The sequence below is a fragment of the Paucidesulfovibrio longus DSM 6739 genome, assembly GCF_000420485.1.
Lineage (GTDB): Bacteria > Desulfobacterota > Desulfovibrionia > Desulfovibrionales > Desulfovibrionaceae > Paucidesulfovibrio > Paucidesulfovibrio longus.
Genome location: NZ_ATVA01000013.1, coordinates 176,338 through 200,432 on the forward strand (window position 1 = coordinate 176,338; position 24,095 = coordinate 200,432).

Below are 24,095 nucleotides of genomic sequence, written 5' to 3' on the forward strand. Positions count from 1 at the left end.
GTCCCTTGAGCACGATACAGACCGTCACAGAAACCCTGATCCGCCTGGCCAAGCAGGCCATCCACCCGGACACCGTGCTGGTGTTCCCGGATGACCTGTTCGAGGTCCAGCGCACCCCCAGCGTCATCCTCCAGGGGCCGAAGCTGGCGGAAGACCGTTTCCGCCGCAGCCAGAGCCGCCTGTTCGAGAAGAATGTCGCGGAGCTGAGTTTCGAGGAGTGCCGGTTTCCCCGGCTCTATCACCTCGATTTCGACCTGGTGGTGACCGTGGACCGGGAGGCCGAACTGCTTGGTTTTCACGAATCGGTGTCGCGGTTCCTCCAGCTTTACCCGGAGGTCGCCATCGCCGACCAGGGCAGCCTGAACCTTACCGAACTGGTTCCTCTGGGCGGCCTGGCCCGGGTGAACCTCTCCAACCTCCGGCAAAGCTCCGGACGCATCCGCATCGAATCCTGCCCGGTGTACGACGGCGACCTGCGCGACGGTCGGCTGATCCGGGACCGGACCTTCCAGTTTCACGGCGACGTGACAGAGCAACGAACCATTCAACCGTAAAGGAGAACAACCGTGATCGAGATCAGAAACCTGCAGTTTCAACCCCTGACGTTCAACCTCTCCGGCCAGGGAACCCTCCACCTCGGGCCGCGAGAACGCAAGAGCATCGCCCGCAAGGACCTCTCCGCCGAGATCAAGACAGCCGGAAAACGCGGCCTGGTGCGCATCACCGACCTGACCGGCGGCGCGGAACCGGAGCCGGAAAAGCCCACGGCGACCGATGACGCCGGAACCGATGAGGCCAAGACCACCAGCAAGCGGAGGAAATAACCATGCCGACCTATCTATCGCCCGGGATTTACACCCGGGAAACGGACTTCAGTTTCTATGTAAAGCAGATCTCAACCTCGTCGGCCGCCATGGTCGGGGTGGCCGAGAAAGGTCCGATCAACAAGCCCGTGCTGGTGACGAGCTGGGAGCAGTTCATCAACCGTTTCGGCTCCTATATCAACGAGAGCTATCTGGCCTACGCCGCCCGGGCGTTTTTCGACAACGGCGGCTCGGTCCTCTATGTCACCCGCATCGCCCATCTCACCGATCCCACCGACCGGGACACCCTGACGGCGCTCAAATCTTCCATCGTGCTGCAGAACCGGGAGGCGACGCCCGCCGACGCCCTGCGGATCGAGGCCGTGAACGAAGGCGTCTGGGGGGACCGGCTCTCCGTCTCCATTGAGGATGGCTCGCTCGACCCGGCCAACCATTTCAACCTGGTGGTCCGGCATAAAGGCGATGTGGTCGAGGTGTTCAAGGATCTGAGCATGGACGAGACGCTGCCCAACCATGTGGAGCTGGCGATCAACGACCGTTCGGATTTCATCCTGGTCCAGGATCTGGCCTCCGCAACGGGAGCGCCCGGCGACCGTCCGGCATTGGGCGTGTTCACACTCACCGGCGGTGACAACGGGCTGACCGACCTGGCCGATGCCGATTTCATCGGCGATCCCTCGCAGCATACAGGCATCTATGGCTTTGACGAGATCGACGCCCTGAACCTGCTGATGGTCCCCGGCGTCACCACAGTGCCGGTGATCAACGCCGGAATCGCCTATGCCGAGGGGCGCAAGGATCTGCTGTTCATCGCCGACACGCCCATGCACCTGGAGCCGCTCGAAGCGGTCGACTTCCGCAAGGGACAAGGGATGTACAGCCACGCGGCCTTCAACTCCTCCTACGCGGCGCTCTACTACCCCTGGCTGGAGATCAGCGATCCGGTCAACTCGCGCAAGAAGCTGGTGCCGCCCTGCGGCGCGGTGGCGGGATGCATCGCCCGCAGCGACCAGAAGACCAACGTCTGGAACGCGCCCGCCGGTATCGACCGTGGCCGCATCTTCAACACGCTCTCCCTGGCCTACAAAACCAGCCGTGGCGAGCGCGATGTGCTCTATCCGGAAGGGGTCAACGCCATCGCCGTGTTCCCCGACACCGGCATCAACATCTGGGGCCAGAAGACGCTGCAAAGCCAGCCCTCGGCCGTGGACCGCATCAACGTGCGCCGTCTGATGATGTTCATGGAGGAAGCCATCTCGGAATCCTCCCGCTTCGTGGTGTTCGAGCCGAACCATCCCCAGACCTGGCGTGCCCTCGGCCGCCTGATCAACCCCTTCCTGCAGGACATCAAGGACAAGGGTGGCCTCTACGACTTCGCCTTTCAGTGCGACGAGGAGACCAATACCCCGGCGGTCATCGACCGCAACGAAATGGTGGCCCGCGTGTTCGTCAAGCCGACCAAGACGGCGGAGTTCATCGAGCTGAACTTCATCCTGACCAGCACCGGCGCGGACTTCAAAGAAATCATCTAACGGGAGAACACGGCTATGAGAAGCGGAAACATGCCCAAAAGCCTTTACCAGAACTGGCAATTCGCCATCGAGGTAAACGGCTTCGACGTGGCCCTGTTCCACAAGGGACAGGAGCCAAAAACAGAATTCGAGGAAGTGGCCTTTGCCCCGGCTGGATCGATGTTCGACCAGAAGGTGGCGGGGCGGGTCAAGTTCGAGGACATCACCCTCGAGAAAGGCACCCTGCAGGACGGCTCCGACGAGGCGGCACGCGAATGGATCAAGAAACAGGTGGACGTGAACGCCGTCACCGGCGGCCTTCCGGCCGACTACATGCGCGACATCGACGTTGTCCGCTACGACCGCACCGGCAACGAGACCCGCCGCTGGACCCTGCACGGGGCCTGGGTGAAGGCGCTCGAATACGACGAGCTCGAAGGCGGCAACACCGAGAACACCATCGAGAAGCTCACCATCTGCTTCCAATACTGGACCTAAACCGGAGGATCGACCATGTACAGCTTTGAACTGCCAAGCGGCACTGAACTCGAGCTTCGGGAAATGACCGGGGCCGAGGAAGAACTGCTCACCAACCAGCGCCTGATCCGCTCCGGAGACGCGATCAACCAGGTGCTCCGCAACTGTTTTGTCCGGCTGGGCGAGAAGACCGACCCCGATCTTTCCGAGGTGATGAATCTGCTCTCGGGTGACCGGTTGTTCGCCCTGGTCCGCCTGCGCCAGATTTCCCTCGGTGACGAGGTTGAACTGGAGCTGAGCTGCCCGAACAGCGCCTGCCGCATGACCAATTTCGTGACCGTCAATCTCGAGGATCTCAAGGTTACCCCCTACGGCGAGGAGCGCGAGTTCACCTTCAAGCTGCCCGGCTCGAAAAAAACCGTGCGCTTCGGATATCTCGACGGCCACAAGGAAAAGCGTTTGGCCAGCCTGCGCGAGCCCAACATCACCTCGGCCATGCTCATCCGCCTCCTCGACATCGACGGCAAAGCTCCCTCCAAGAAGAGCCTGGCGGAAATGTCGATGCGCGACCGCAACGCGCTGCGGCAGGAGATGTCGCGGGTCGACGCGGGAATCGACACCTCGGTCGAGACCGAATGCGATGGCTGCAGCACCAAAATCCGTACCCGTCTGGAGGCAGAACCGGCTTTTTTGTTCCCCGGAGTTCGCTTGTAAGCGACGCATTTTTTCTCGCTTACGGCGGACTGCACTGGGGCTGGTCGGAAACCCGCTCGCTGCCGCTCAGGGTCCGGCGTCAGTTCGTCGAGGCCCTCGAGCGGCAGCTTGATTTTGAACGTGAGCAAACGGAACGGCGATAGATGAACGGCGATCTCGGACTGGGCATAGTGGTATCGATGAAGGATGCGTTCTCGCAGAACGCGCAGCGCATCCGTGGCTCCATGATGGACCTCGATTCCACCGTGGCGGATGCCAGTGAGCGGATGACCCGCAACCTGGACCGCATCCAGCAAGGCACCATGATGCTGGGGGCGGGACTGGCCCTGATGGCGGTGCCCGCCGCCCTGGTCGCCTCCACCGCCGCGACCCAGAAGGCCCTGGGAGAGCTGGCGTCCCTCGGCGTGCAGGATCTCCGGGCCATCGAGGACGCCGCCGAATCCTTCACTAACCAATGGTCCGGTGCCGACAAGGCCGCCTTCATCACCGCCACCTACGATGTGAAATCGGCCCTGTCCAACCTCAGCGACGAGGCGGTGGGCGTCTTCACCTCCATGGCCGCCATGACCGCCAAGGCGACCAAGGCCACCACCCAGGAGATGGTTGGCACCTTCACCACGGCCTACGGGATCTTCAAGCCCATCATGGCCGACATGAACGACATGGAATGGGCGACCGCCTTTTCCGGAGCCATGGCGCAGACAGTGGCCTCGTTCAAGACCAACGGCACCCAGATGGCCGACGCCATCAAGAACATCGGCGCGGTGGCGGCCGCGAGCAACATTCCCCTGAACGAGCAGCTCGCCGTGCTCGGCCAGCTCCAGACCACCATGCCCGGCTCCGAGGCGGGCACGCTGTACAAGGCGTTCATCATGAAGGCGGCCGAGGCCGGTGACGAGCTTGGCCTGTCCTTCACCGACACCAGTGGCCGTCTCAAGGGCGTGGTTCCCATCCTGCAGGAGATCAAGCGCCAGTTCCCCGATCTCTCCAACGCAGCCGCCCAGGTGAAGCTGAAGAAGGCCTTCGGCTCCGACGAGGCGGTCAAGTTCCTGCTGCAGATGTCGGCGGGCACGGAGAGCCTCGAAGGCAATATCCAGTCGGTGGGCCGAGCCATGAAGACCGGCACGGCGGTCACCGAACAGATGGCCGACGCCATGAACCAGGACATCGGAGCCCGGTTCCTGCTCCTGCGCCAGCAGGTGGCCAACCTCAGCGAAATCCTGGGACGCACTCTGCTACCGGTGGTGACGCCGGTGATCAACGGCGTCTCCCGCTTCATTCTGTTCCTGCAACGCATGGCCAAATCGATGCCGGGCGTGACCCGGGTTGTCCTGGGACTGTCCATGGCCCTCGGCACCATTCTGGTCGTAGCCGGAGCCGTCACCGCCGCCGTAGGCATGGTGGGACTCATGCTGCCCGCCATCAAGGCCGGATTCGTGGCCATCAGCGCCGCGCTCGCCGGAGTGGGTTCGGCGGTCGCGACCTATTTTCTGCCCGTCACCGCGATTATCGCTGGCGTGATCCTCTCGGTGTATTTGCTAAAACGCGCCTGGGAAACCAATTTCGGCGGCATCCAGGATGTCATCACCGGGGCCTGGAACAAGGTCTCGCTGGTCTTCCGGGGGATCAGGGAGCTGGTGGGCTCGCTCAGCGGCGGCGTCGGGCAGATGTCGGCCGAACTGGCCCATAAGCTCGAATCCGCCGGACTGCTGGGCTTCGTGGTCACCGTCTTCAAAGCCTATTATCGCGTTCGCGAAGCCTTGGCCGGATTGTGGGGCGCTTTTTCCCATGCCTTTGGCCGCATCCGCGCCATCCTCGAACCGACCGTCCGCACCCTGATGAGCGCCTATGCGGCGCTGGCCAGCGCGGTCTTTTCGGTGGTGGAGATCTTCGGCGTGGCCGCCAGCGCCACCGATGGGTCGTCCTGGCGCACCTTCGGCACGGTTATCGGCACCGTCGCCGGTGTGCTTCTGCAGGGGTTGGCATTCGCGCTGAAGATCGTGGCCTGGAACCTGTCGCTCATCGTCCGAGCCTTGGCGGTGGTGGTGCGCAGCGTGGTCTGGGTCGGCAAGATCATCGTCGGGTCTCTAGTCGGAGCGGCCAAGTTCATCTACAAGTTCCTGTTGCCCGTGCGCATGATCGGCGAGGCCTTCATGGCCACCGGGAAGATTGTCTATGCGGTCTGGCAGGTGCTGACCGGTGACATTTCCCTGCTGGACGGTCTCAAGGTCATCGGCGGCGCGGTCTACGATTTTCTCGCCACCCCGTTCCGGTGGGCGCGGGATGTGGTGGTCGGTGTCTGGAATTTCATTTCCGGGATCTTCACCTCCATCGGACGCCTGGTGGCCGACGCCGCCGGACAGATCGGCCAGGCGATTCTCAATCTGCCGATCATCAGCACCCTGCGGGATCTGTTTGCCACCGTGCGCTCCTTCTTCGCCGGGGACACCACCTTCTTTGAGGCGGGCAAGAAGCTACTGATCACCCTTGGCGAAGGGATCTGGTCGGCGGTGACCTATCCCTTCACCATGCTCAAGAACGCCTTGGGCAAGCTGCGCAATCTGCTGCCGTTCTCCGATGCCCGCGAGGGACCACTCGCCAGCCTGACCGCCTCCGGTTCCGCGCTGCTCAAGACCCTCGCCGACGGCATGAGCCTTACCCAGTCGCTGCCCGCGAAAGTGTTCGGCTTCGCCGCTCGCGGGATTCTCTCGGCCGCTGCGGGAGCGTGGCAGCAGGTCAAAACGGCGGGCGGAAACCTCATGGACGCCGCCTCGGCTCCTTTCCGGATGGCCGGAAAACTCTGGGACGGTCTGACCTCCGGCGCACAAACCGTCGCGGCCAAGGCCGGTGCCATCTTCGAAGGTCTCAAACAATCCCTGTTTGGCGGCACGCCTGAGCTGGCGATCACGCCGCCCCAGGTCAATGCCTGGGACGCGCTGGCCACGGGAGCCGTCACTGTTCGCGACCGGATCGTTGCCACGCTGTCTGCCGTCCCCGGGGCTGTGGGCCGAATCTTTGCCAGTGCCGGTACCGAGGGTCAATCTCTCTGGCAGAGGCTTTCCAGTGGCGCGAGCGCGGGCATTCAGGCGATCAAGGATCGCAGCGCCGGGATCGCCAATGGTTTGCTCTCCTCCGCTCGCGCCATGCTGGGAGTCCAGACCCCGGTCCCGCAGGTGGCCGAGCAGAAACAACCGCTCGGAGCTGCGCCGCCCGCCGAATCGATTGGGCAACGCATCATCGAAAGCGTGCTCAGTCTCGTGCCGCGTCTGGACGAACGCCTGGTGCCCAAGGCCCTGAGCGCCATGCTGATGCTCCAGCCAGTCATGGCCACGGCCGCGCCACCCCCACAACCGATGAGCGGCACCGTGCAGACCGTCGCGGCGGCCGTCGAGCCGGTAAGTAAGAGCTACATCCAGCCGTTTGCGGTGGAACCGGCACCGGAAATCGGAAGTGCCTCTCCCGCTCCGGCCGGGATCGAGCGGCCCAAGACGGCCGCGCCGACTCCGATAGCGAAGCCCCTGCAATCCGGACTGACCGAGACGGTGCCTTCCGAACGCTTGATCGCTCCGGCCCGCACCGCTCCCGCGACACCCCTGCGGGCAGAGGACGCCGGTCCGGGTCTGCGCGAGCTTCTGGAATCGCTGCTCTCGCGCCTCGATGGCCTGGCCGACCGCCCGGTGGAACTGAGCGTGACCACCAACATCGATGGCCGGAAGGTGGCCGAGGCCGTCTACAAGGATCTTCGGGAGCGGAAGATCAGAAACTACGAAACCCTGTGAGAGGACCGATGAAACGCATCTTTGTCTGCAGCCCGTTCGCGGGTGACATAGCCCGAAACGTGAAGGTCGCCGAGGCGCTTTGCCGACGGGTCATGAGAAACGGTCACGCGCCGTTCGCGCCGCACCTGTTGTATCCAACCTTCACCGATGACAGCGTTCCCGAGCAGCGGGAGACTGGCATCGCCTGCGGCCTGGCCTACATGGAATGTTGCGACGAGGTGTGGGCGTTCACCGGCAACGGCATTTCCAGCGGCATGCGGCTGGAACTCGACCGGGCCGGACAACTGGGCAAGCCGATCATCGAGATCGCCTAGGTGTAAGGAATGGCCTGGGATCAACAGCCCATCAAGGGATATCTGGTGGACGCCGACACGGGGGAGCGGCTCGAATTCCAGTACAACCCCAACTCCATCAGCGACGAGAAGTCGACCGACTACGCGACGATCAAAATCCCCGGCATGAGCCATCCGCGCTACCAGTACGTCGCCGGGGAACCGCGCCGGATCGCCTTCAAGGTCGAGCTGTTCAAGGGGCCGGTGAAGCAGAAGGTCGACTGGCTCCGCTCGCTGCAATATCCGGAACACGCCGGAACCATGCTCAAGAACGCGCCGCATCGTGTGCTACTGATTTTCGGCGATCTCTACCCGGGCGTGACCTGCATCGTCCGGCAGGTGAAGGCGCGTTTCTTCGGCCTGTTCGACCGGGACAATCTGCTGCCGCAACGGGCCGAGGTGGACATCGTCCTCGAGGAATATGTGGACCGTTCCATCAACTGGTCGGAGGTGCGCTCATGATCGGCCGCGATTCCCGATACGCCCGCTGCGTTCTCTACCGGGACAGCGACGGCACCTCCCTCGGCATGCGCCAGCGCATCGACACCACCCCCAGACACGACGACCGCCTGCACACCGTGGTCGAGGGCGACCGCCTGGATCTGCTCGCGCACCGCTATCTGGGTGACGCCCGGCTCTGGTGGATCATCTGCGACTACAACGACCTCTTTTTCCCGTTGGCGCTCGAGCCGGGTCTGGCGCTGCGCATTCCCTCCCGCGAACACGTCCAGATGCGCCTGCTCGACTGAAGCGTCCGACACCTCGCCATGCCTTCCGGTAAGTAAGCAGGGAACTGCGAACTACCGGAGAGACGCATGGATCTGGATACCTTCAAGCCGACATTTCTGATTCAGATCGAGGGGCAAGACCTCTCGAAGGACATCACCCAGGAGATCACCTCGTTCGTTTTCACCGACAACGAGGAGGAGTTGGATGTCCTCGAACTGTCGGTGACCGACCGCAACCTGCAGTTCGTCGACGATCCGCTGTTCCAGGAAGGCAACGAGATCGTGGCCCGCTTCGGCTACGTGGGGAACCTCTCTCCGCGCAAGAAAGCGGTCATCAAGGACATCGATTACGACTTCCCGGAAAACGGCGATCCGACCATCCGCATCAAGGCCTACGACAAGGGCTTCAAACTCGCGGGCAAGGAAAACCAGAAGGTCTGGCAAAAACCTGCTCCCGGCATCCTCTATTCGGAAATCGCCGAACAAGTCGCCGCCGCCAACGGCCTCACGCCGGTGGTCACGGCCACCAAGGGGACCCATCTCCGCGTCACCCAGAGCAACATCTCGGACGCCCAGTTCCTCAAGGAGCTGGCGGAAAAGGCCCGCGACCGCGATGGCGACGGCGTCAGCGGCTATGTCTTCTACATCCAGGACGACGAACTCCATTTCCATCCCCGCGAACTCGACCAAACGCCGCTGCTGACCCTCGAATATTTCACCGACACCAAGGGCCTGCTGCGCTCGTTCCGCCCCAGCACCCAATCCCAGGGAGCCAAGGGCGCGGGTGTCGAGACCAAGACGGTCGGCGTCGACCCGCGCAAGAAGGACGTAGTCGAGCACAAGGCCAACAACGCCACCACGCCCGAGCGGACGGCCCTGGGCAAGCAGACCTATCTGGTCGACGGCAACACCGGCGAAGGCAGCTTCAAGGAACAGGAGACGGGGCAGATCGTGCCCTGCTTCGACCGTTCCGAAGGCTTTCACGAAGAGCCGCGCCAGGAGCCCGCCCAGGACAGCGCCGAAGGCAAGTTCCGCGAGGCCGAGCTGCGCCAGGTCGAGGCGGACGCCGCCACCATTGGCATTCCCCAGCTACGCGCCAAGAAAAACGTCGAGATCAAGGGCGTGGGCCAGAAGTTTTCCGGCATCTACTACTGCCACTCGGTGCGCCACAGCATCAGCAGCGCAGGCTATCTCTGCGAACTCAAACTCAAGAAGAACGCCCTCGGCAAGGGCGCGGGCGACAAGTCCGCCGAGTCCCAGGGCAAACCCAACGACAAGGAGGCCCCGCCCACGCCGCAAAACGAGCCGCCAGCCATGGTGACCATCGACGCGGATTCCGGCGCGGTCACACAAGGAGGCGGCAATGGGTGATCTCAGCAAGAATTTCAACCGTTCGGAATTCGCCTGCAAGGGCACGAACTGCTGCGGCCATTCGGCTGCGGTCCATCCCGACCTGGTCGACGCCCTGCAGACGCTGCGCGACCGCATCGGCAAACCGCTGTCCATCACCAGCGGCTTCCGCTGCAACAGGCACAACAAGGCGGTGGGCGGCGCGGAGCAGAGTTTCCACACGTTGGGCATGGCGGCCGACGTGAGCTGTCCCGCAGGCGTTTCACCCGAGGAACTGGCGGTCATCGCCGAGGAGATTCCGCTCTTTTGCGAGGGCGGCATCGGCGTCTATGCCTCCTGGGTCCATCTCGACGTGCGCCAGTCGGGCAAGGCGAGGTGGCGGTCATGAGCGCCGAAAACAAGACCCTGTTTTCGGGCACCGCGCTGGGTCTCTCGGGGCCGCTTCGGGTGGAGATCCTTCCCAATGGAATGACCGCCAGGCTGACCCAGCCGTTCCGTGTCCGTACCGGCGCTGGCCGCATCATCGAAGTGCCAGCCGGGTTCGAGACCGACTTCGCCTCGGTGCCGCGCCTGTTCTGGCGCGTGGTGCCGCCCTGGGGGAGATATTCCCCGGCTGCTGTCGTTCACGACTACCTCTACCACACCGGCAAGGTCTCGCGGCTTGCGGCCGACCGCGTCTTTCTCGAACTGATGGCGGCCCTGGGCGTGCCTCTATGGAAACGCCAGATCATGTATTGGGCGGTTCGCCTGGGCGGCTGGCTGGCCTGGAACGCCAGTCGAAAGCGGGAGGCAGAGCATGCTTGAAACCCGCGACCGTCAATCCGAAGAGCGCTACCGCAACCGCTGGTACGGCAAGTACCGGGCCTTCGTGCGCGACAACAACGACCCCGAACGCCTCGGCCGTATCCGCCTGGAAATCCCCGCCGTACTCGGCAGCGGGCGGGAGAACTGGTCCGAATGGGCCGCGCCCTGTTTTCCCTACGGCGGCAACGATGACACCGGCATGTTCCTGATCCCCGAGGAAGGAGCTTCGGTCTGGGCCGAGTTCGAGGGCGGCGTCGTTCAGTATCCGATCTGGATCGGCGTCTGGCTGGCCAAGAGCAATCCCGGTGAGCAGCCCGAGGAATCGAAGCGCACCTGCGCGAATGCCTTCTGTCATGACTGTGAGGACAAGGTTGAGCATCAGGCCAACCGGCACGACGATCTCGAACACAAGAAGTACCACGGCCATCCGCCGTATTACTGCCCGCGCCTGAAGGTCCTGCTCAAGACCGAAACCGGCCACACCATCCTGGCCGATGACCGCGACGGCGACGAGCTGCTGCGGATCATCGACCGCGCCGGACAGATCCTCACCATGGAAGGGAAGGTGAAGCCGGAAATGCAGAGCGGCAACGCCCTGCGGCGCGGCACGAAGGACGCCGAGAAAGGCGACCAGCTCGACATCGCCTCGCAGATCGTCGGCTCCCGCGCCCGCATCCAGCTCACCGACCTCTGTCGCCAGCAGGTGATCCTCGAAGCCTGGCAGGACAAGGAGAAGGTCCACATCCTCTCGTGCGACAAGGGCCGCTCCCGCTGGCAGAAGATCCTCATCGATACCACTAAGGGCCGGGAGAAGGTTCACATCTGGGGACTCAACGGCACTCAGGAAATCCTGGTCGATTCCACCGCCGCCGCCGAACAGATACGGCTCACAGACAAGGCCGGTCAGGTGGTGCGCATGAACGCCGCGCCCGGCCAGGAGAGCATCAGCGCCACCGATAAGTCCGGCAGCCTCGTGTTCATGGATGGGGTGGCCGGAAACATCATCATTCGCTCGACGAACACCGTCTTGATCAACACCTGAAGGAAGCATCGCATGGGAGAAAGAACAACAACGCCCTCCGGACTCTCGGCCAGCGAGGAATTGCTGGCCCGGACCTTCGATCATTGGCGGGAGGAATTCCGCAGCATCCTCGAAAACCACCGCCGGGAAATCCAGGACCGACTCGAGAAGATCGAGCGTGAAATCGAGAAGAAATCGGACAAGGAAAACGTCGAGGTACTGGTCCGCTCGATCTATTCCGATCTGCACCGGCACGCCGAGGAGATCGACCGGCTGCACGCCCGGGTCGGCTCCAAGATGGGGACCGAGACCATGTGGAAGATCGTCGGCCTGGTGCTGACCATCGGCAGCACCATCGGCGGACTCGTCGGCTTTCTGATCCATCTGCTGCTGAAGGTAAACCCATGAGCTCCCAGGCGCGACTCGGCGACATCAGCAGTCACGGCGGCGTCATCATCACCGGAGCGAGCCGGACGCTGGACAACGGCATGCCGGTGGCCCGCATGGGGGATCTGCACGTCTGTCCCATCCCGGGGCATGGCGTGACGCCCATCGTGACCGGCAGCTTCGATACCATCACCGAAGGATTGCCCAACGCCCGCATCGGCGACATCACCGCCTGCGGAGCCATCATCGTCACCGGCAGTCCCGACACCATCGACAACTGAGGAGGCCGCCATGAACACTCTCGAACAGCCGCAGGAACCGCACTACTGGGATGTCTTCCCGAAGCTGATCCGCGTCTCGCGATCCCCATTCGTCCAGCGCATTCCGCTCTCGATCCGTGGCCTACCCGAAACACCGGTGTTCGAATCGTCCAATCCCGACGTGGCCAGTGTCGATGAAGACGGCAATGTCGAATGCGGCTTCGTTCCCGGAGCGGCCATGATTCTGGTCTGGGATTCGCCCGAGCGGCTCAGCCTGCGGCACGTTCAGGTCGAGGTCTATGGCGGCGGCGTCTCCGCACCGGTGGAGGTCCCTTCATGACGGATGCCCCGCCAACCTTTTGCCACTGGGAGGTACAGCCTCGCTCCATCCGCCTCTCCGCTGGCGAGTTCGAGCAACGGGTTCCGCTCTCCCTGCGCGGCGACGTGGACGCCCCGGTCTTTGCCTCCAGCAATCCGGAGGTCGCGGAGATCGGGCCGGACGGCGTCATTCGCTGCGGCTGGACCATCGGCAACGCCGTGCTCATGGTCTGGCGATCCTCGGTCCGGGACAGCCTCCGCCATGTTCTGGTGGAGGTCCGCGATCCGTCCTGGTTCGCCGACCACCCGGACTTTGCCAGCGGAGCATCGGTCTTCCTCAGCGGCATGGTGGTCAACGCCCTCAACACCAGCGGCGTCGGCAACGCGCTGATCGAATTCCGCCGCTCGGAAACCGGCCCGGCGGCGTTCCAGACCTTCGCCAACGCCTATGGCGGGTTCGAGCTGACCGTGCCCGAGGGGTTCTATTACGTGGAGGTCACCGCGCCGGGATACATCGCCTGGCATGGCTGGGTGAACGCCGACACCAACACCTCCGGCGACATCCAGATCGTTCTCTCGCCCGAACTCGACGGCCAGGTCGCCCGCATCGTGTTGCAGTGGGGGCTCAACCCCCGGGATCTCGATTCCCATCTCACCGGACCGACGCCATCGGGCGGTCGCTTCCATGTGTTCTATTCCCACACCATCGAAAACGAGGCGGCGGAATTGGACGTGGACGACACCAGCTCCTACGGGCCGGAGACCATCACCATCCATCGGCTCATCCCCGGCGTCTACCGCTACGCGGTCCACGACTACACCAACCGCAACACCAATCCGAGCACCGGCCTGGCGCAGTCCGGAGCCACGGTGAAAGTGTTCCTGAGCGATGGCCGTGAGCAGACCTTCACCGTTCCCAACGCCCCGGGTACGGTCTGGACCGTGTTCGAAATCGACGGCGCGACTGGAACAGTGACGCCGGTCAACGCCATGAGCTATCAATCCCAACCCGCCAATGTCGGCATGTAATGGAGGTTGTCCATGATTTCCGAAGAACCCTCCGAATTGCAGGCCACTATCGAGCAGACCGATTCCGGCGAACAGCAGTATGTTTTACGGGCGCTCTGCGATCACCTGTCCGGCATCCGTGAAGAGCTTTCCGGCATCCGCACGCTGCTGGAAGCCGGTCACGCCGCTTCGGAGGCGATGCGCGGCCAGGCCCAGGCCTATCTGGAGGCCCAGCAGGCCAGGACCCAGGAGTACCTGGACCAGGTACAGATCGAGCCGGAGCCCGATTTCTATCCCTTCGTCGAACTGCCTGTGGGCACCGAACCCCGGGATCTGCCGGACGGCAACCGGCTCTTCACCTTGCCCGACGGCATGATCCTGCGGACCACTGACGACCAGCGAATCTGCGTCATCGACGCCGGGGAGCAGCAGGTCGTCACCCCCGGACCCGGCACGGCCGTCGAGGTCGCCCCGGGACGCCTTTACACCCTGGTCGAGTCCTATCTGAGCGCGACCCGGGAGGCAGCCGGTATCAGCGGACTGCCCGCCGGGATCGATCCGACCGCCATGGGCGCGGAACGCTTCGCGGTGGATCTGCCCGAGGGCATCCGTCTCGACGTCGATCACCGGGAGCGGTTCATCACCCTGATCAACCCGGCCGGACCAATCGACATCATCGGCATCGGCCGCATCGAGGGCATCGGCGAGACCATCACCGTTCGTCTGCTTTCCGGGGGAGCCAAGGGATTCCAGTGCGGCAAGTCCGGCCACGGCGGGCTGATCGAGGCGGACGGAACCATTCACCTGGGGCTCAAGAGCGGCCTGGATCTGGTGATCCGTTTCCAGGGAGAAGCTATCGACGACGACACTTCGGAAAGCGGCTGCTCGGGACAGTGCGGCATCGACTGCGAGGAGCGTACCTGATGAGCTATGACTTTCTCGGCAAGGGATTGCGCTACCCGTTCCGGTTTCAGTCGGTATCCGGCGGCACCCAGATCTCGGCCGCCACCTCGCGGGAGCACGAACATATCCGCGAAAGCATCCTGCAGATCCTCGGCACCCGGATCGGCGAACGGTTCATGAATCCGGAGTTCGGCTCCAGGCTGAAGGATCTGGTGTTCGAACAGAACGACGAGGTGCTCAAGGGTCTGCTGCGCCATTACGTGATCGACGCCATCAAGCGCTGGGAAAAGCGGGTGATCATCACGGAGGTGCGCTTCGACGACCGGCCGCTGAACATCGACGGCAACCTGCTGCTGGTGCATATCGCCTACCGGGTGATCCAGAGCCAGGTGGACGGCAACCTGGTCTATCCCTTCTACAGAGAAGACCCGAACAATCCCGCGCCCAGCTATCCCCAGCCGGAACCAGAGCCGGAACCGCCGCCGGTGCGCAGCGTGCGCCTGTCGCCGGACGTGCGCTCACTGTTCAATCTGCTCTGGTTCGACGCGGCCGAAATGAGTCCCGATCCGGACGATTCCTTCATCTGGCCAGCCGGAGAATACGAGATCGCCTACATCGAGGGAGCCTTTCAGGACCGCAACGGCAAATGGATCGTCAGCGATCCGGGTGACAATCACGGCCATTATCTGGTCTTCGAGGGAGCGCCTGAAACGGAAGCGCCCCAGGCCGAGCATGCCCTCTATCTGGCTGCGAGCGGTCTGGGCTTCAACACCCAGAGCCAGGCGGAAGACAACGCCGCTGGCACCGTTCACCGGATCACCACGTCGGAGCCGGGTCGCATCGGCCTGTTCTATTTCGAGGGCAAGAAGGAATCCCACTACCTCAACAACACCTCCGGGCAGCCCAATCCCGTCTGGCAACTGCGCGGCCCGCTCTGAGGCATCCCGCCTCCGACACATCCAGGCCCCTTCCGGTAAGTAACCGGCGTGGCGAGAGCATCAGGCGCTCTCGCATAACCGCCGAAAACCGGAGAGACCATGGGCCGCGCAAGCATCGGATACATCAACAAGGATTACGAATCGATCCGTCAGGAGCTGCTGGCGAAGATCCCGCAGCTCACCGACCGCTGGACCGATTTTAATCACTCCGATCTCGGCGTCGTCCTGCTCGATCTGTTCTGCGGAGTGGGCGACATGCTGGCCTACTACCTGGATGCCCAGGCGGCGGAGGCCTTTCTGCCCACGGCCCGCCAGCGCCAGAACGTCATCAACCTCTGCAAGCTCATCGGCTACCGGCTGGACTCGCCGGTGGCCTCCACCACCACGCTGCGTTTCCGGCTCTCCGCCCCGCTTGGCAAGGATCTGACCATTCCGGCGGGGACGGCCTGCCGCGCCTTGCTGAATGACGGCGAGGCGGATTTCGAGACGGTCGAGGACGGTCTGATCCCGCGAGGCGTGCTCTCGGTGGACATCCCGGCCCGTCAAGGCGTGCGCCGCACCGAGACCTTCACTTCCACGGGGCTGCCATTCCAGCGCATCCGCCTGACCGGCGACGTCATCGCCCAGGGCACCATCACCGTTACGGTGGGGGACGACGCCTGGAGCGAGGTCGATCATTTCCAGGACAGCCTGGCCGACAGCCGCCATTTCATGGCCGACCTGGACGCCCTCGACATCTCCACCCTGATTTTCGGCGACGGGCAAAGCGGCGCTGTACCCGCTCAGGGAAGCGCCATCGCCGTCAGCTATCTGCAGACCATCGGGGATCAGGGAAATCTCGGTCCGAACCGGATCACCCAACTGCTGAGCCCGATCTACCTCGACGGAGGCCAGGTCTCCCTGACCGTCACCAACCCGGTGCCCGCCACCGGCGGCGCTTCGCGGGAAGCCCTCGAACACGCTCGCAGACAGGCACCGGCGGAGTTGCGCAGTCTCTGGAAGGCCGTCACTCTGGAGGATTACCAGGCCCTCGCCGAAGGTTACCCCGGCGTCGCCAAGGCCAAGGTGCTCGACACCAATGCCTGCCAGAACATTCGCTATTACAACGTCCAACTGGCCATCGCCCCCAACGGCGGCGGAATGCCCTCGGCGCTGCTCAAGCGGGACCTCGCGGAGTTTCTCGAACGCCGCAAGGTCATCACGGTCGAGATCAACCTGTTTGACCCGATCTACCGCCCCGTTTCCATCGACGCCGAGGTCTACATCTGGCCCGGTGAACCGCTGGAAAACGTGCGCAGCCGCATCGAAGCCGCGCTCTCCGATTTCTTTTCCTTCGACGAGGTCTCCTTCGGTCAGACCATTCACTTCTCCGACCTGGTGGCCCTGATCGACGGCGTGCGCGGGGTCAGCCATATGCACCTCTACGCGCCGCAGCAGGATATCGAGCTGCGCCATGGCGAAATCCCGGTTCTCGGCAGCGTCAACCTCGATCTGCGGAGGGCCGGTTGATGTCGGATTGGTTCAAGGACAATCTGCTCGGCCTGCTGCCGCCGCTTTACGAGCACAACGACGAGGCCGGTGACCTGCGCACCTTTCTGAGCCTTCCCGCCGGAACGCTCGACGAGCTCAAGCAGGCCATCGACGACTTCCCGATCATCTTCGACGTCGATCATTGCGACGAACGCTTCTTGCCGCTGCTGGCGAGGCTCGTCGGCCTCGAAGTGGACGGCACCTGTTCGCCGGACTGCCAGCGCCGCCGCGTGCGGGAGGCGGTCGAAATCTATCGACGCAAGGGCACCATTCCGGCCATCGAACGCGACTTTGACGCGCTCGGTTGGCAGGGGGAACTGCAGGAGACCTTCCGCTCGGCTCTTCGTCTCAATGCCCGTTCCAGACTCAGCAACGCCAAGCTGCCCGGGCTGGTGTTCAGCCTCGGCGTGTTTCGCGTGCTGTGTCTCAACCAGACCGAGGGGCTGCGCGACGCCCTGGTGTTTCACCACCCGGCGGGCACGCGCTGTTTCTGGCTCCAGTTTCTGCTCGAATGGATCGAAGGCGGCGCGATGCTCGACTTCGGGCATGCCAACGCCGTGCGCCGGATCGTGCTGGCATTTCTCGACGAAACCTTCGTCCTCGGACGTTCCTCGCTCGGTTCCTGTCGTCACCTGACCAACAAGCAGAGGGCCTGGGAGTTGCTGCAGCTCACCAGCACCACGGAGATGATCCCGGAGATCGACCGGGCCGCCGTGAAGGTTTCCCGTTTTCACGGCCGCCAGAACCGGATGCGCCTGAACCACAAGGCCCTCAACGACTGGCGGCTGCCGTACACCCGCGTGGGCGAGGATCGGGTTTCCTTCTGCACGCCCATCTATACCGGCCGCGATTTCGAAGGCGATGTGCTGGAAAGCGGCTTCGGGCTGGGTGAGAGCCATCTCAACCGCAAGCCGCTGACCCATGGCGAGACCGCGCTGCGCTACTGCTTCCGGCAGAAGGATTTCTTTTTCGACACACAGGCGGAACCGGTCGAGCGGGCGGAGGCCAAGTACGACCTGCGCCTGCCCTTGGAATCCCGGCACCGCCTCTGCTTTCAGCTTGGCCGCGCCAGGCTCAACGAAGGTCTCGATCTCACCGCCAACCAGGGCGGCATCAGCAATCTGCTGCTCGCCTCCACCGCTGGCTGCGACGCGGACGTCACCCTGGCCGTCGACCGGATCGACCGATGGCGGCGGAGAGGGCCTGTGTTCCGGCTCAACGCGAACACCCTGAACACCCGGTATCTGAGCAATGCGAATCTGACCGGCGAACGGGCTTCGCTTGAAGTCTACGTGGACACGGGCTCTCTCCAGCGCCATCGAGTCGAGACCATGAAGCTGGGCGCGAGCCCGCTCAACACCACCGGCCTGCGCCTTTCCGTGGATCGGACCCGACCCATGCGCGTCAGCCGCATGCGCCTCAACCAGGCTGGATTCCGCTGGTCGCGGCCTTCCTACCGCTGGCTGTTCCGTCAGCAGGATCTGCACGCGCCCACGCAGGCCGGGTTCGAGGCCGCCACCAACAACTATCGCGCCACCCAGTGGCCCACCTGAAGGAGAACCCATGGCGATACATCTCTATCTTGACGAAGCGCTGACCCAGCAGATTTCCGAGGGGGATTTCAGCCGCCCCGAGGCCGAGAGCTACAACGGCACCGACGGCGACATCAAGGATCGGCAACTCTACGTCGCCAACGAGCAGACGAGCCTCGCTTCGGCCATCGATGCGGCGCAGACCGCCATCGCTCTGGCCGAACCGCGCTTTGCCGACGGTGAGCTCATCATCATCGACGGCGAGCAGATGCTCGTCGAAAGCGGCTGCGGCACCGTCAATCTCACCGTGCAGCGGGGCGTGGCCAACACCGCTGCGGCCGCGCACGACGCGGGGACGACCGTCTATTCCGGCTACGACTACACCGGGTTGGTGCTCGATCCCATCGACGAAACCGGCACCGACGAAGCGGTCTGGTACCGCCTGGCCCTGACTCAGGCCGAACTCGACACCGCCACCCAGGGCGCACCGCTCAATCTCGGCGACAAGGCATTTCAGCAGACGTTGTCTTTCTGGCGGCGCTGCACCGTGCTCCCGGGCACCCCAGTGCAAAACAAACTCGACATCAAGCTGCGCCTGACCGGCACGGAAAACCCGATTCTCTAAAGGCGCATAGATGGCTGGCATCACGATTGATATCGATATTTCCGCAAGGGTGACCCGGCCTTGGGCAAGCGACCTGGACACACGTCAAGTGCTCCTGGGCTCAATCCTGGTGGATACGGATACCGCCAACCGGGTGGTTTGCGCTTTCGAAGCTGAGGTGGATGCGGCGTGCCGTATTCATCAGCCCGTCAATGTGCTGGCGCGGATTCAGGCTGTCGTGTTTGCCGAAATCACCAGGCTGCTCGCCACCGGCCAGGCAGTCCACAACCACCTGAACCGGAACGCCGACCTTTGGCTCGTCGTCCATGGCCGTCTGGGCGTCGATGTTGACGCGGCGGTGCGGGTCACGCGCCCCTGGCTGCGGAGCATCGATTCCAGCGTCCGGACATCCGGCGCACACATCAGCCGATCCGACACCGTTCAGCGCATCGCGATCCCGGCCGGGCTGCTGGCCGACACGCGCCAGATCCTGTTCGCGGTGCTCATCGATCAAGACCACGAAATTCAGACCTAAAGGAGAACAGCAATGGCACTGGGACTCATCGTCAAAACCGGCCGAATACTGACGGCCAAACTCCTCCTCGGCCAGGCCGTGGACGGCATCACCCACTGCGCCATCGGCGACGGGGATGCCAGCTTTACCGACCCGCAGAATCCGCCCGCGCCGGACATCGGCCAGATCGGGCTCAGAAACGAACGCGCCCGCAAGCGCTACTACAAGCGAACCTTCCTCAAGGAGGACGCCGAAGGGGCGCTGCTGGTCAACGGCGTGCGCTACCTGGAAACCGGCGAGGAGACTAACACCATCGGCATCTTCTTTCGCTTCGACGAGGCCGAGGCCAACGGCATCACCATCCGCGAATACGGCTTCTTCGGCGGCGACGTGCAGTACGTGCAAAGCGTCACCGGGGATCTCGCCATGGGCGGCGTGTTCCATCAGGACACCAACCCGACCGGCGAGGTGCTGCGCCCGGGCTACCTGTACGAGGTGAAGAACATTCCCGACTTCAACAAGATTTCCGACACCCGCGTGGAGCTGGTCGGGATCATCAAGATCTAACTGGAGGATTCAAACATGAGCATCTCACGCGAGACATTCGACCCGACCAAGAACTACAAGCGCATCCGCTATCATCAGGATCGCGACCTGCTGGATTCCGAACTCAACGAGCAGCAGGACATCATCAACCTGGAGCGGCGCAAGATCGCCGACATCCTGTTCAAGGAAGGCTCCATCATCATGGGCCTCGAGGTCAGCGCGGCCGCCAACGTCCTGACCCTGGCCCCGGGCGTGGTCTACATCGACGGCCATCTGGAACAGGTGAGTGGCGCGACCCTGACCTATGACCCGGCCACCACCAGCGGAGCCGATTACGTTTACGTGGAGCTGCTGAAGTACAACTACGGCTACACCCAGGACCCGGCCCTGATCAATCCGGCCACCGGCGAGCCCACTGCCGAGCGGGAAAAATGGGCGCTCTCTCTCAAGGCGACGGATACCAGCGGCCAGACGCTGCCCAACAACGTGACCGAGCGCCGGGTGATCCCGATTTACAAGTTCGACCGCGAGAGCGGAGACGTCACGCCCACGGTGCAGGAGAAGTCCAACCTCTACCTACGTGATCTGCTGGGCACGCTGCCGGGCAGCCGGATCACCGTCTCCTCGATCACCGAGGACCAGCTCTCCTTCGCCGCCGCCGAGGGTCTCAACTCACTGATTCAGAACCTGGCCGAGCGCACCTTCGACCAGGCAGGAAGCTACCTGGTGCGGGGATTCGACACCTTTATCGGCGGGGTCGATGACGACAGTGTGGAGGCGATCACCAACGCCGGACGCGCCTACATCCAGGGCTTCCGGCATCAGCGCGATCTGCCCACCTCGACCCTGGTGCCCAAATCCATCGCCACCAAATCGGTGCGCGGCGAGCAGAAGACCTTCGACATCAACAAGCGCCGCTATCCGGTCAACTCCACGCCGCTCAAGGAGACGACCCAGGTGGAGGCCATCGTCGAGATTACCCGCAACGTCACTCGTGGCTCGGTGGGCGGCGGCGAAGACCTGCTCGACCCCAATCCGGTAGTGGACATCCTCGAGGTCAGCCAGGGAGCGACCATCTTCCAAGAGGGCGTGGACTGGCAGCAGTCGGGCAACCATGTCGACTGGCTCGGCTCCGGTAACGAACCGGCCATCGGCACCACCTACACGGTGCGCTGGACCTACACCAAGCAGATGGTCAAGGGCACCGACTACGTGGACAGCGGCTGGTTCGGACAGGCCAACCATCCGGCGGCCGGAAACTATTTCTATCTGGTGACCGCCTACAACGCCACCGGCGAGACGGCCTTCAACGCCGCTGCGGTCGTTGCCCGGGCCACCACCGCCGGGGAGATGAACAAGCTCTCCTGGTTGCCGGTCAGCGGCGCGACCGGCTATCGCGTCTACCGGGCCGCCACCAACGGCGCACGCACCGACTACAAGCGACTGATGGAACTGGGCAGCGAGGCGCTCTCCTACGTCGACGACGGCGTCGAGGAAACCACCACCGCTTCGCCTCCGGCCACCAACACGGCCGGGCTCACCATGTCGCCGGTCCAGCTCGAGCTGGGCAACCTCAACGTGATCAACTTCGGACGCGGCAGCCTCGGCGACCAGCCGGTGAACGGCTCCAACTGCAGCCTGGATTACGACTATTACCTTGGCCGCCGCGACATCGTTTACGCCACCACCACCGAGATCAAGCGCCTCGAAGGGGCTCCGGCGGATTTTCCGAAGCTGCCTATCGTGCAGGAAAACGCCCTGGGGCTGTGCAGTATCGATTGCCCGCCCAACTCCACCGACATGGAGATCCGCAACTTCGGCCTGACCCGCATCACCATGGACCAGATCCACGACATCATTCAGGACGTCGAGGACCTGAAGTACAACGATGCCCAGTACCAGATGAACAACGAGCTACAGAACCGGGACGCCCAGACCAAGAAAGGCATCTACTCGGACGACTTTTCGAACACCGCTCAGTCGGACATCTACCACGCCGAATGGGACGCCCGGGTCAATGAGATCGCCCGGTTCGTCGCGCCGGACCGTATTCCGCACTCCACGGTGCTCTCGGTCGATCAGGCGGGCAGCAACGCGAGCTTCTTCGGCAGCCTGGCGCTGTTGCCGGGCAACGAGACCGTGCTGGTGGAGCAGAACGATTGGTCCGAGGAGCGCAACATCAACCCTTACGCCGTGTTCGACAAGCCTCCGGCCATGCTGCAGAGTACGCCCAACCTCGGGCGGCGCGGGCAGACCGGCATTGCCGTCACCGGCATCAACTTCACCCCAAGCAAATCCGGCATCGTGCTGCGCTGTGACGGCCAGGTAATGGCCAGCAACCTGATCAGCGACGAAGCCGGTCGGGTCAGCGCCTCCTTCACCATTCCGACCAACGCCCGCAACGGCAACCGGATCGTGGAGATGAACGACGGCGTTTACTCGGCTCGGACCAGCCTGCAGATCAACGATCCGCTGGTTATCACCCGCATCGAGCGCATCATCGAGAACCGCATTATCCGCGTGCCGGTGGTGCAGGTGGTCTGGCGCACCCAGACCATCTTCGTGCCTCGCGATCCACTGGCCCAGACCTTCAGCTTCACCCAGAACCAGGTGATCTCCAGCATCGGTCTGCAGTTCACCGCCAGGGACCCGAGCATTCCGGTCACGGTACAGATTCGCGGCGTCACCACCGGTCTGCCCAACGGCGTGGTGTTCGCCGAGAAGGTGCTGGCCCCGAACGAGATCAGCCTGAGCGGCGAGACCCGCATTCGCTTCGACGACCCGTTCTACGCCGAGGCCAACACCAGCTACGCCGTGGTGCTGCTGACCAACAGCACCAATTACAAGGTGCGCACCGCCACCCTCGGCAAGATGGGCCGCTGGGGCATCATCACCCGGCAGACCTACATGGAGGGCGTGCTGCTGGAGAGCTCCAACGCCGAGACCTGGACGCCGCTCAACGGCTCCGACCTGGCGATGAAGATCTACGGCTACAACTTCCAGTCCGATGGGATGATCCGCTTCCAGCCGATCACCGGCGTGCAGTTCTCCGACATCAACCTCGACGAGTACTCGGCCATCCCGCAGGGCACCGGTCTCGACTGGGAATACTCCACCGACGGCGGCGTGACCTGGGACGCCATGGTTCCCGCCGAGGAGGAACGGCTGCCCAACCTCGCCACCCGGGTTCAGATCCGCGTGCGCCTGAGCAGCTCGCTTTCTAACGACACCCCGGCCATAAACTTCCGCGACGTCAACCTGGTGGGCTACCTCAATAAGACCACCGGGGCCTACCTGACCCGCGAGAACGAGCTGACCCAGGGAGTGGAATCGACCAAGGCCTATGTGCAGATGCAGATCCCCAGCGGCACCACCCTGCAATGGTTCGCCAGCAACGACGGCGGCCTGACCTGGGAGGCGATGACCATCCAGGACACCCGGCCCATCGACGAGAACTGGACCGAGTACACCCTGGTGCGCACCTTCACCGACAACACCGGCAACAAGGTCCGTTACAAGGCCGAGATGACCGGCACGCCGCTGATCTACCCGCGCATCCATTCGCTGGGCGCGACCCTGAGCTAAGGAGGCACGGCCATGATCGTTCGACGCAAAGGCGGCCTGACCGAGTTCATTCCCACGCCGCAGGAGAAGCGCGACGGCCTGATCCGCGACCACGCCCTGGGCCTGCTGGAGAATCTGCACCAGCGCCTGGCGAGGCTGGAACGGGCGTCAAAGCTCCCGGCCGCCGAAGCGGAGGCCTTCACGGCGCTGCTGGCGCGGATGCGGGCCGACGAGTCGCGCAACCTCGAGCTGCACGCCAGCCTGATCACCTCTGATACCGCCTCCGGCTGACCGGCTCACTGCCACCGCCAACATAGAACCCCCGGATACGGCCAGCCCGTTCCGGGGGTTCTGCCGCCTGTGCGCCGCCCAATCCGGCCAAGTTCGCAAGTCATTGAAAATAAACGTGTTAAATGTCGGCTTCGGCTGTTCTTCTACTTGATTTGTGTCC

Annotated in this window: 25 protein-coding genes and 1 pseudogene; all 26 read left to right on the plus strand. The window is 63.5% G+C overall.

The genetic code is table 11. The features are described 5' to 3' along the window. Window positions 1–5 precede the first annotated feature (5 nt). The 26 genes and pseudogenes from G452_RS0107885 (at window position 6) to G452_RS0108010 (ending at window position 23,935) form a co-directional block, all read left to right on the plus strand. Complete coding sequence (locus G452_RS0107885; RefSeq protein WP_022661708.1) at window positions 6–554, plus strand: hypothetical protein; 549 nt, start codon at window positions 6–8, stop codon at window positions 552–554. A gap of 12 nt (window positions 555–566) precedes the next feature. Beyond that, complete coding sequence (locus G452_RS0107890; protein WP_022661709.1) at window positions 567–824, plus strand: hypothetical protein; 258 nt, start codon at window positions 567–569, stop codon at window positions 822–824. Between the two features lie 2 nt (window positions 825–826). Further along, on the plus strand, window positions 827–2,356 hold the full coding sequence (locus tag G452_RS0107895) for a phage tail sheath C-terminal domain-containing protein (RefSeq protein WP_022661710.1): 1,530 nt from the start codon (window positions 827–829) through the stop codon (window positions 2,354–2,356). Between the two features lie 30 nt (window positions 2,357–2,386). After that, window positions 2,387–2,833, plus strand: a complete 447-nt coding sequence (locus G452_RS0107900) for a phage tail protein (protein WP_227501130.1) — start codon at window positions 2,387–2,389, stop codon at window positions 2,831–2,833. 15 nt (window positions 2,834–2,848) lie between these two features. Then, the gene (locus G452_RS0107905; RefSeq protein WP_022661711.1) at window positions 2,849–3,526 is read left to right on the plus strand and encodes a T4 family baseplate hub assembly chaperone; all 678 of its coding nucleotides are present in this window, start codon (window positions 2,849–2,851) and stop codon (window positions 3,524–3,526) included. 329 nt (window positions 3,527–3,855) lie between these two features. Continuing rightward, a pseudogene (locus tag G452_RS21950) lies at window positions 3,856–4,869 on the plus strand (phage tail tape measure protein); the annotation flags it as partial. Window positions 4,870–7,313: 2,444 nt separating this feature from the next. Further along, window positions 7,314–7,619 carry a DUF7768 domain-containing protein gene (locus G452_RS0107915; RefSeq protein ID WP_022661713.1) on the plus strand — a complete coding sequence of 102 codons (306 nt, stop codon included), beginning with the start codon at window positions 7,314–7,316 and terminating at the stop codon, window positions 7,617–7,619. Window positions 7,620–7,628: 9 nt separating this feature from the next. Beyond that, on the plus strand, window positions 7,629–8,099 hold the full coding sequence (locus G452_RS0107920) for a CIS tube protein (protein WP_011366981.1): 471 nt from the start codon (window positions 7,629–7,631) through the stop codon (window positions 8,097–8,099). After that, window positions 8,096–8,386, plus strand: coding sequence for a LysM peptidoglycan-binding domain-containing protein (locus G452_RS0107925; protein WP_022661714.1), 291 nt, complete (start codon window positions 8,096–8,098; stop codon window positions 8,384–8,386). The genes G452_RS0107920 and G452_RS0107925 overlap by 4 nt, the downstream gene beginning before the upstream one ends. Window positions 8,387–8,452: 66 nt before the next feature. After that, entirely contained in the window at window positions 8,453–9,736 is a 1,284-nt protein-coding gene (locus G452_RS0107930) for a phage late control D family protein (protein ID WP_022661715.1), read from the plus strand. Further along, a complete protein-coding gene (locus G452_RS0107935; protein WP_022661716.1) occupies window positions 9,729–10,103 on the plus strand; it encodes a YcbK family protein in 375 nt (124 codons plus the stop codon). Before G452_RS0107930 ends, G452_RS0107935 begins: the two co-directional genes overlap by 8 nt. Further along, on the plus strand, window positions 10,100–10,519 hold the full coding sequence (locus tag G452_RS0107940) for a DUF1353 domain-containing protein (RefSeq protein ID WP_022661717.1): 420 nt from the start codon (window positions 10,100–10,102) through the stop codon (window positions 10,517–10,519). Before G452_RS0107935 ends, G452_RS0107940 begins: the two co-directional genes overlap by 4 nt. Beyond that, window positions 10,512–11,561, plus strand: a complete 1,050-nt coding sequence (locus G452_RS0107945; protein WP_022661718.1) for a phage baseplate assembly protein V — start codon at window positions 10,512–10,514, stop codon at window positions 11,559–11,561. The genes G452_RS0107940 and G452_RS0107945 overlap by 8 nt, the downstream gene beginning before the upstream one ends. Before the next feature lie 12 nt (window positions 11,562–11,573). Further along, complete coding sequence (locus tag G452_RS0107950) at window positions 11,574–11,948, plus strand: hypothetical protein (protein ID WP_011700612.1); 375 nt, start codon at window positions 11,574–11,576, stop codon at window positions 11,946–11,948. Then, window positions 11,945–12,208, plus strand: coding sequence for a PAAR domain-containing protein (locus G452_RS0107955; RefSeq protein ID WP_011366988.1), 264 nt, complete (start codon window positions 11,945–11,947; stop codon window positions 12,206–12,208). The genes G452_RS0107950 and G452_RS0107955 overlap by 4 nt, the downstream gene beginning before the upstream one ends. 10 nt (window positions 12,209–12,218) lie before the next feature. Next, window positions 12,219–12,527 (plus strand): hypothetical protein, encoded by a 309-nt coding sequence (locus tag G452_RS0107960; RefSeq protein ID WP_022661719.1) that lies wholly within the window; start codon window positions 12,219–12,221, stop codon window positions 12,525–12,527. Further along, window positions 12,524–13,534 carry a YfaP family protein gene (locus G452_RS0107965; protein WP_022661720.1) on the plus strand — a complete coding sequence of 337 codons (1,011 nt, stop codon included), beginning with the start codon at window positions 12,524–12,526 and terminating at the stop codon, window positions 13,532–13,534. The genes G452_RS0107960 and G452_RS0107965 overlap by 4 nt, the downstream gene beginning before the upstream one ends. Before the next feature lie 12 nt (window positions 13,535–13,546). After that, window positions 13,547–14,437, plus strand: coding sequence for a hypothetical protein (locus tag G452_RS0107970; protein ID WP_022661721.1), 891 nt, complete (start codon window positions 13,547–13,549; stop codon window positions 14,435–14,437). Beyond that, window positions 14,437–15,354, plus strand: a complete 918-nt coding sequence (locus G452_RS0107975; RefSeq protein WP_022661722.1) for a GPW/gp25 family protein — start codon at window positions 14,437–14,439, stop codon at window positions 15,352–15,354. The genes G452_RS0107970 and G452_RS0107975 overlap by 1 nt, the downstream gene beginning before the upstream one ends. Before the next feature lie 99 nt (window positions 15,355–15,453). Further along, complete coding sequence (locus G452_RS0107980) at window positions 15,454–16,863, plus strand: baseplate J/gp47 family protein (RefSeq protein WP_022661723.1); 1,410 nt, start codon at window positions 15,454–15,456, stop codon at window positions 16,861–16,863. After that, entirely contained in the window at window positions 16,863–18,437 is a 1,575-nt protein-coding gene (locus tag G452_RS0107985) for a phage tail protein (protein WP_022661724.1), read from the plus strand. The genes G452_RS0107980 and G452_RS0107985 overlap by 1 nt, the downstream gene beginning before the upstream one ends. Before the next feature lie 10 nt (window positions 18,438–18,447). Beyond that, on the plus strand, window positions 18,448–19,041 hold the full coding sequence (locus tag G452_RS0107990; protein ID WP_022661725.1) for a hypothetical protein: 594 nt from the start codon (window positions 18,448–18,450) through the stop codon (window positions 19,039–19,041). Window positions 19,042–19,051: 10 nt separating this feature from the next. Then, window positions 19,052–19,555 (plus strand): hypothetical protein, encoded by a 504-nt coding sequence (locus G452_RS21840; protein ID WP_022661726.1) that lies wholly within the window; start codon window positions 19,052–19,054, stop codon window positions 19,553–19,555. A 12-nt stretch (window positions 19,556–19,567) separates the two neighbouring features. Continuing rightward, complete coding sequence (locus tag G452_RS0108000) at window positions 19,568–20,101, plus strand: hypothetical protein (protein WP_022661727.1); 534 nt, start codon at window positions 19,568–19,570, stop codon at window positions 20,099–20,101. Window positions 20,102–20,116: 15 nt separating this feature from the next. Next, entirely contained in the window at window positions 20,117–23,665 is a 3,549-nt protein-coding gene (locus G452_RS0108005) for a DUF4815 domain-containing protein (RefSeq protein WP_022661728.1), read from the plus strand. A 12-nt stretch (window positions 23,666–23,677) separates the two neighbouring features. Next, window positions 23,678–23,935 (plus strand): hypothetical protein, encoded by a 258-nt coding sequence (locus tag G452_RS0108010; protein WP_013219032.1) that lies wholly within the window; start codon window positions 23,678–23,680, stop codon window positions 23,933–23,935. The last annotated feature ends 160 nt before the right edge of the window (window positions 23,936–24,095 follow it).

Bases quoted from the DNA above. Each gene is read 5' to 3' on its own strand.
- G452_RS0107985 (WP_022661724.1), top strand. From the start codon at position 16,863: ATGTCGGATTGGTTCAAGGACAATCTGCTCGGCCTGCTGCCGCCGCTT.
- G452_RS0107975 (WP_022661722.1), top strand. From the start codon at position 14,437: ATGAGCTATGACTTTCTCGGCAAGGGATTGCGCTACCCGTTCCGGTTT.
- G452_RS0107965 (WP_022661720.1), top strand. From the start codon at position 12,524: ATGACGGATGCCCCGCCAACCTTTTGCCACTGGGAGGTACAGCCTCGC.
- G452_RS21840 (WP_022661726.1), top strand. From the start codon at position 19,052: ATGGCTGGCATCACGATTGATATCGATATTTCCGCAAGGGTGACCCGG.
- G452_RS0107945 (WP_022661718.1), top strand. From the start codon at position 10,512: ATGCTTGAAACCCGCGACCGTCAATCCGAAGAGCGCTACCGCAACCGC.
- G452_RS0107930 (WP_022661715.1), top strand. From the start codon at position 8,453: ATGGATCTGGATACCTTCAAGCCGACATTTCTGATTCAGATCGAGGGG.
- G452_RS0107955 (WP_011366988.1), top strand. From the start codon at position 11,945: ATGAGCTCCCAGGCGCGACTCGGCGACATCAGCAGTCACGGCGGCGTC.
- G452_RS0107980 (WP_022661723.1), top strand. From the start codon at position 15,454: ATGGGCCGCGCAAGCATCGGATACATCAACAAGGATTACGAATCGATC.
- G452_RS0107950 (WP_011700612.1), top strand. From the start codon at position 11,574: ATGGGAGAAAGAACAACAACGCCCTCCGGACTCTCGGCCAGCGAGGAA.
- G452_RS0107970 (WP_022661721.1), top strand. From the start codon at position 13,547: ATGATTTCCGAAGAACCCTCCGAATTGCAGGCCACTATCGAGCAGACC.
- G452_RS0107905 (WP_022661711.1), top strand. From the start codon at position 2,849: ATGTACAGCTTTGAACTGCCAAGCGGCACTGAACTCGAGCTTCGGGAA.
- G452_RS0107920 (WP_011366981.1), top strand. From the start codon at position 7,629: ATGGCCTGGGATCAACAGCCCATCAAGGGATATCTGGTGGACGCCGAC.
- G452_RS0107915 (WP_022661713.1), top strand. From the start codon at position 7,314: ATGAAACGCATCTTTGTCTGCAGCCCGTTCGCGGGTGACATAGCCCGA.
- G452_RS0107940 (WP_022661717.1), top strand. From the start codon at position 10,100: ATGAGCGCCGAAAACAAGACCCTGTTTTCGGGCACCGCGCTGGGTCTC.
- G452_RS0108000 (WP_022661727.1), top strand. From the start codon at position 19,568: ATGGCACTGGGACTCATCGTCAAAACCGGCCGAATACTGACGGCCAAA.
- G452_RS0107960 (WP_022661719.1), top strand. From the start codon at position 12,219: ATGAACACTCTCGAACAGCCGCAGGAACCGCACTACTGGGATGTCTTC.
- G452_RS0107990 (WP_022661725.1), top strand. From the start codon at position 18,448: ATGGCGATACATCTCTATCTTGACGAAGCGCTGACCCAGCAGATTTCC.
- G452_RS0108005 (WP_022661728.1), top strand. From the start codon at position 20,117: ATGAGCATCTCACGCGAGACATTCGACCCGACCAAGAACTACAAGCGC.
- G452_RS0107935 (WP_022661716.1), top strand. From the start codon at position 9,729: ATGGGTGATCTCAGCAAGAATTTCAACCGTTCGGAATTCGCCTGCAAG.
- G452_RS0107925 (WP_022661714.1), top strand. From the start codon at position 8,096: ATGATCGGCCGCGATTCCCGATACGCCCGCTGCGTTCTCTACCGGGAC.
- G452_RS0107900 (WP_227501130.1), top strand. From the start codon at position 2,387: ATGCCCAAAAGCCTTTACCAGAACTGGCAATTCGCCATCGAGGTAAAC.
- G452_RS0107895 (WP_022661710.1), top strand. From the start codon at position 827: ATGCCGACCTATCTATCGCCCGGGATTTACACCCGGGAAACGGACTTC.
- G452_RS0108010 (WP_013219032.1), top strand. From the start codon at position 23,678: ATGATCGTTCGACGCAAAGGCGGCCTGACCGAGTTCATTCCCACGCCG.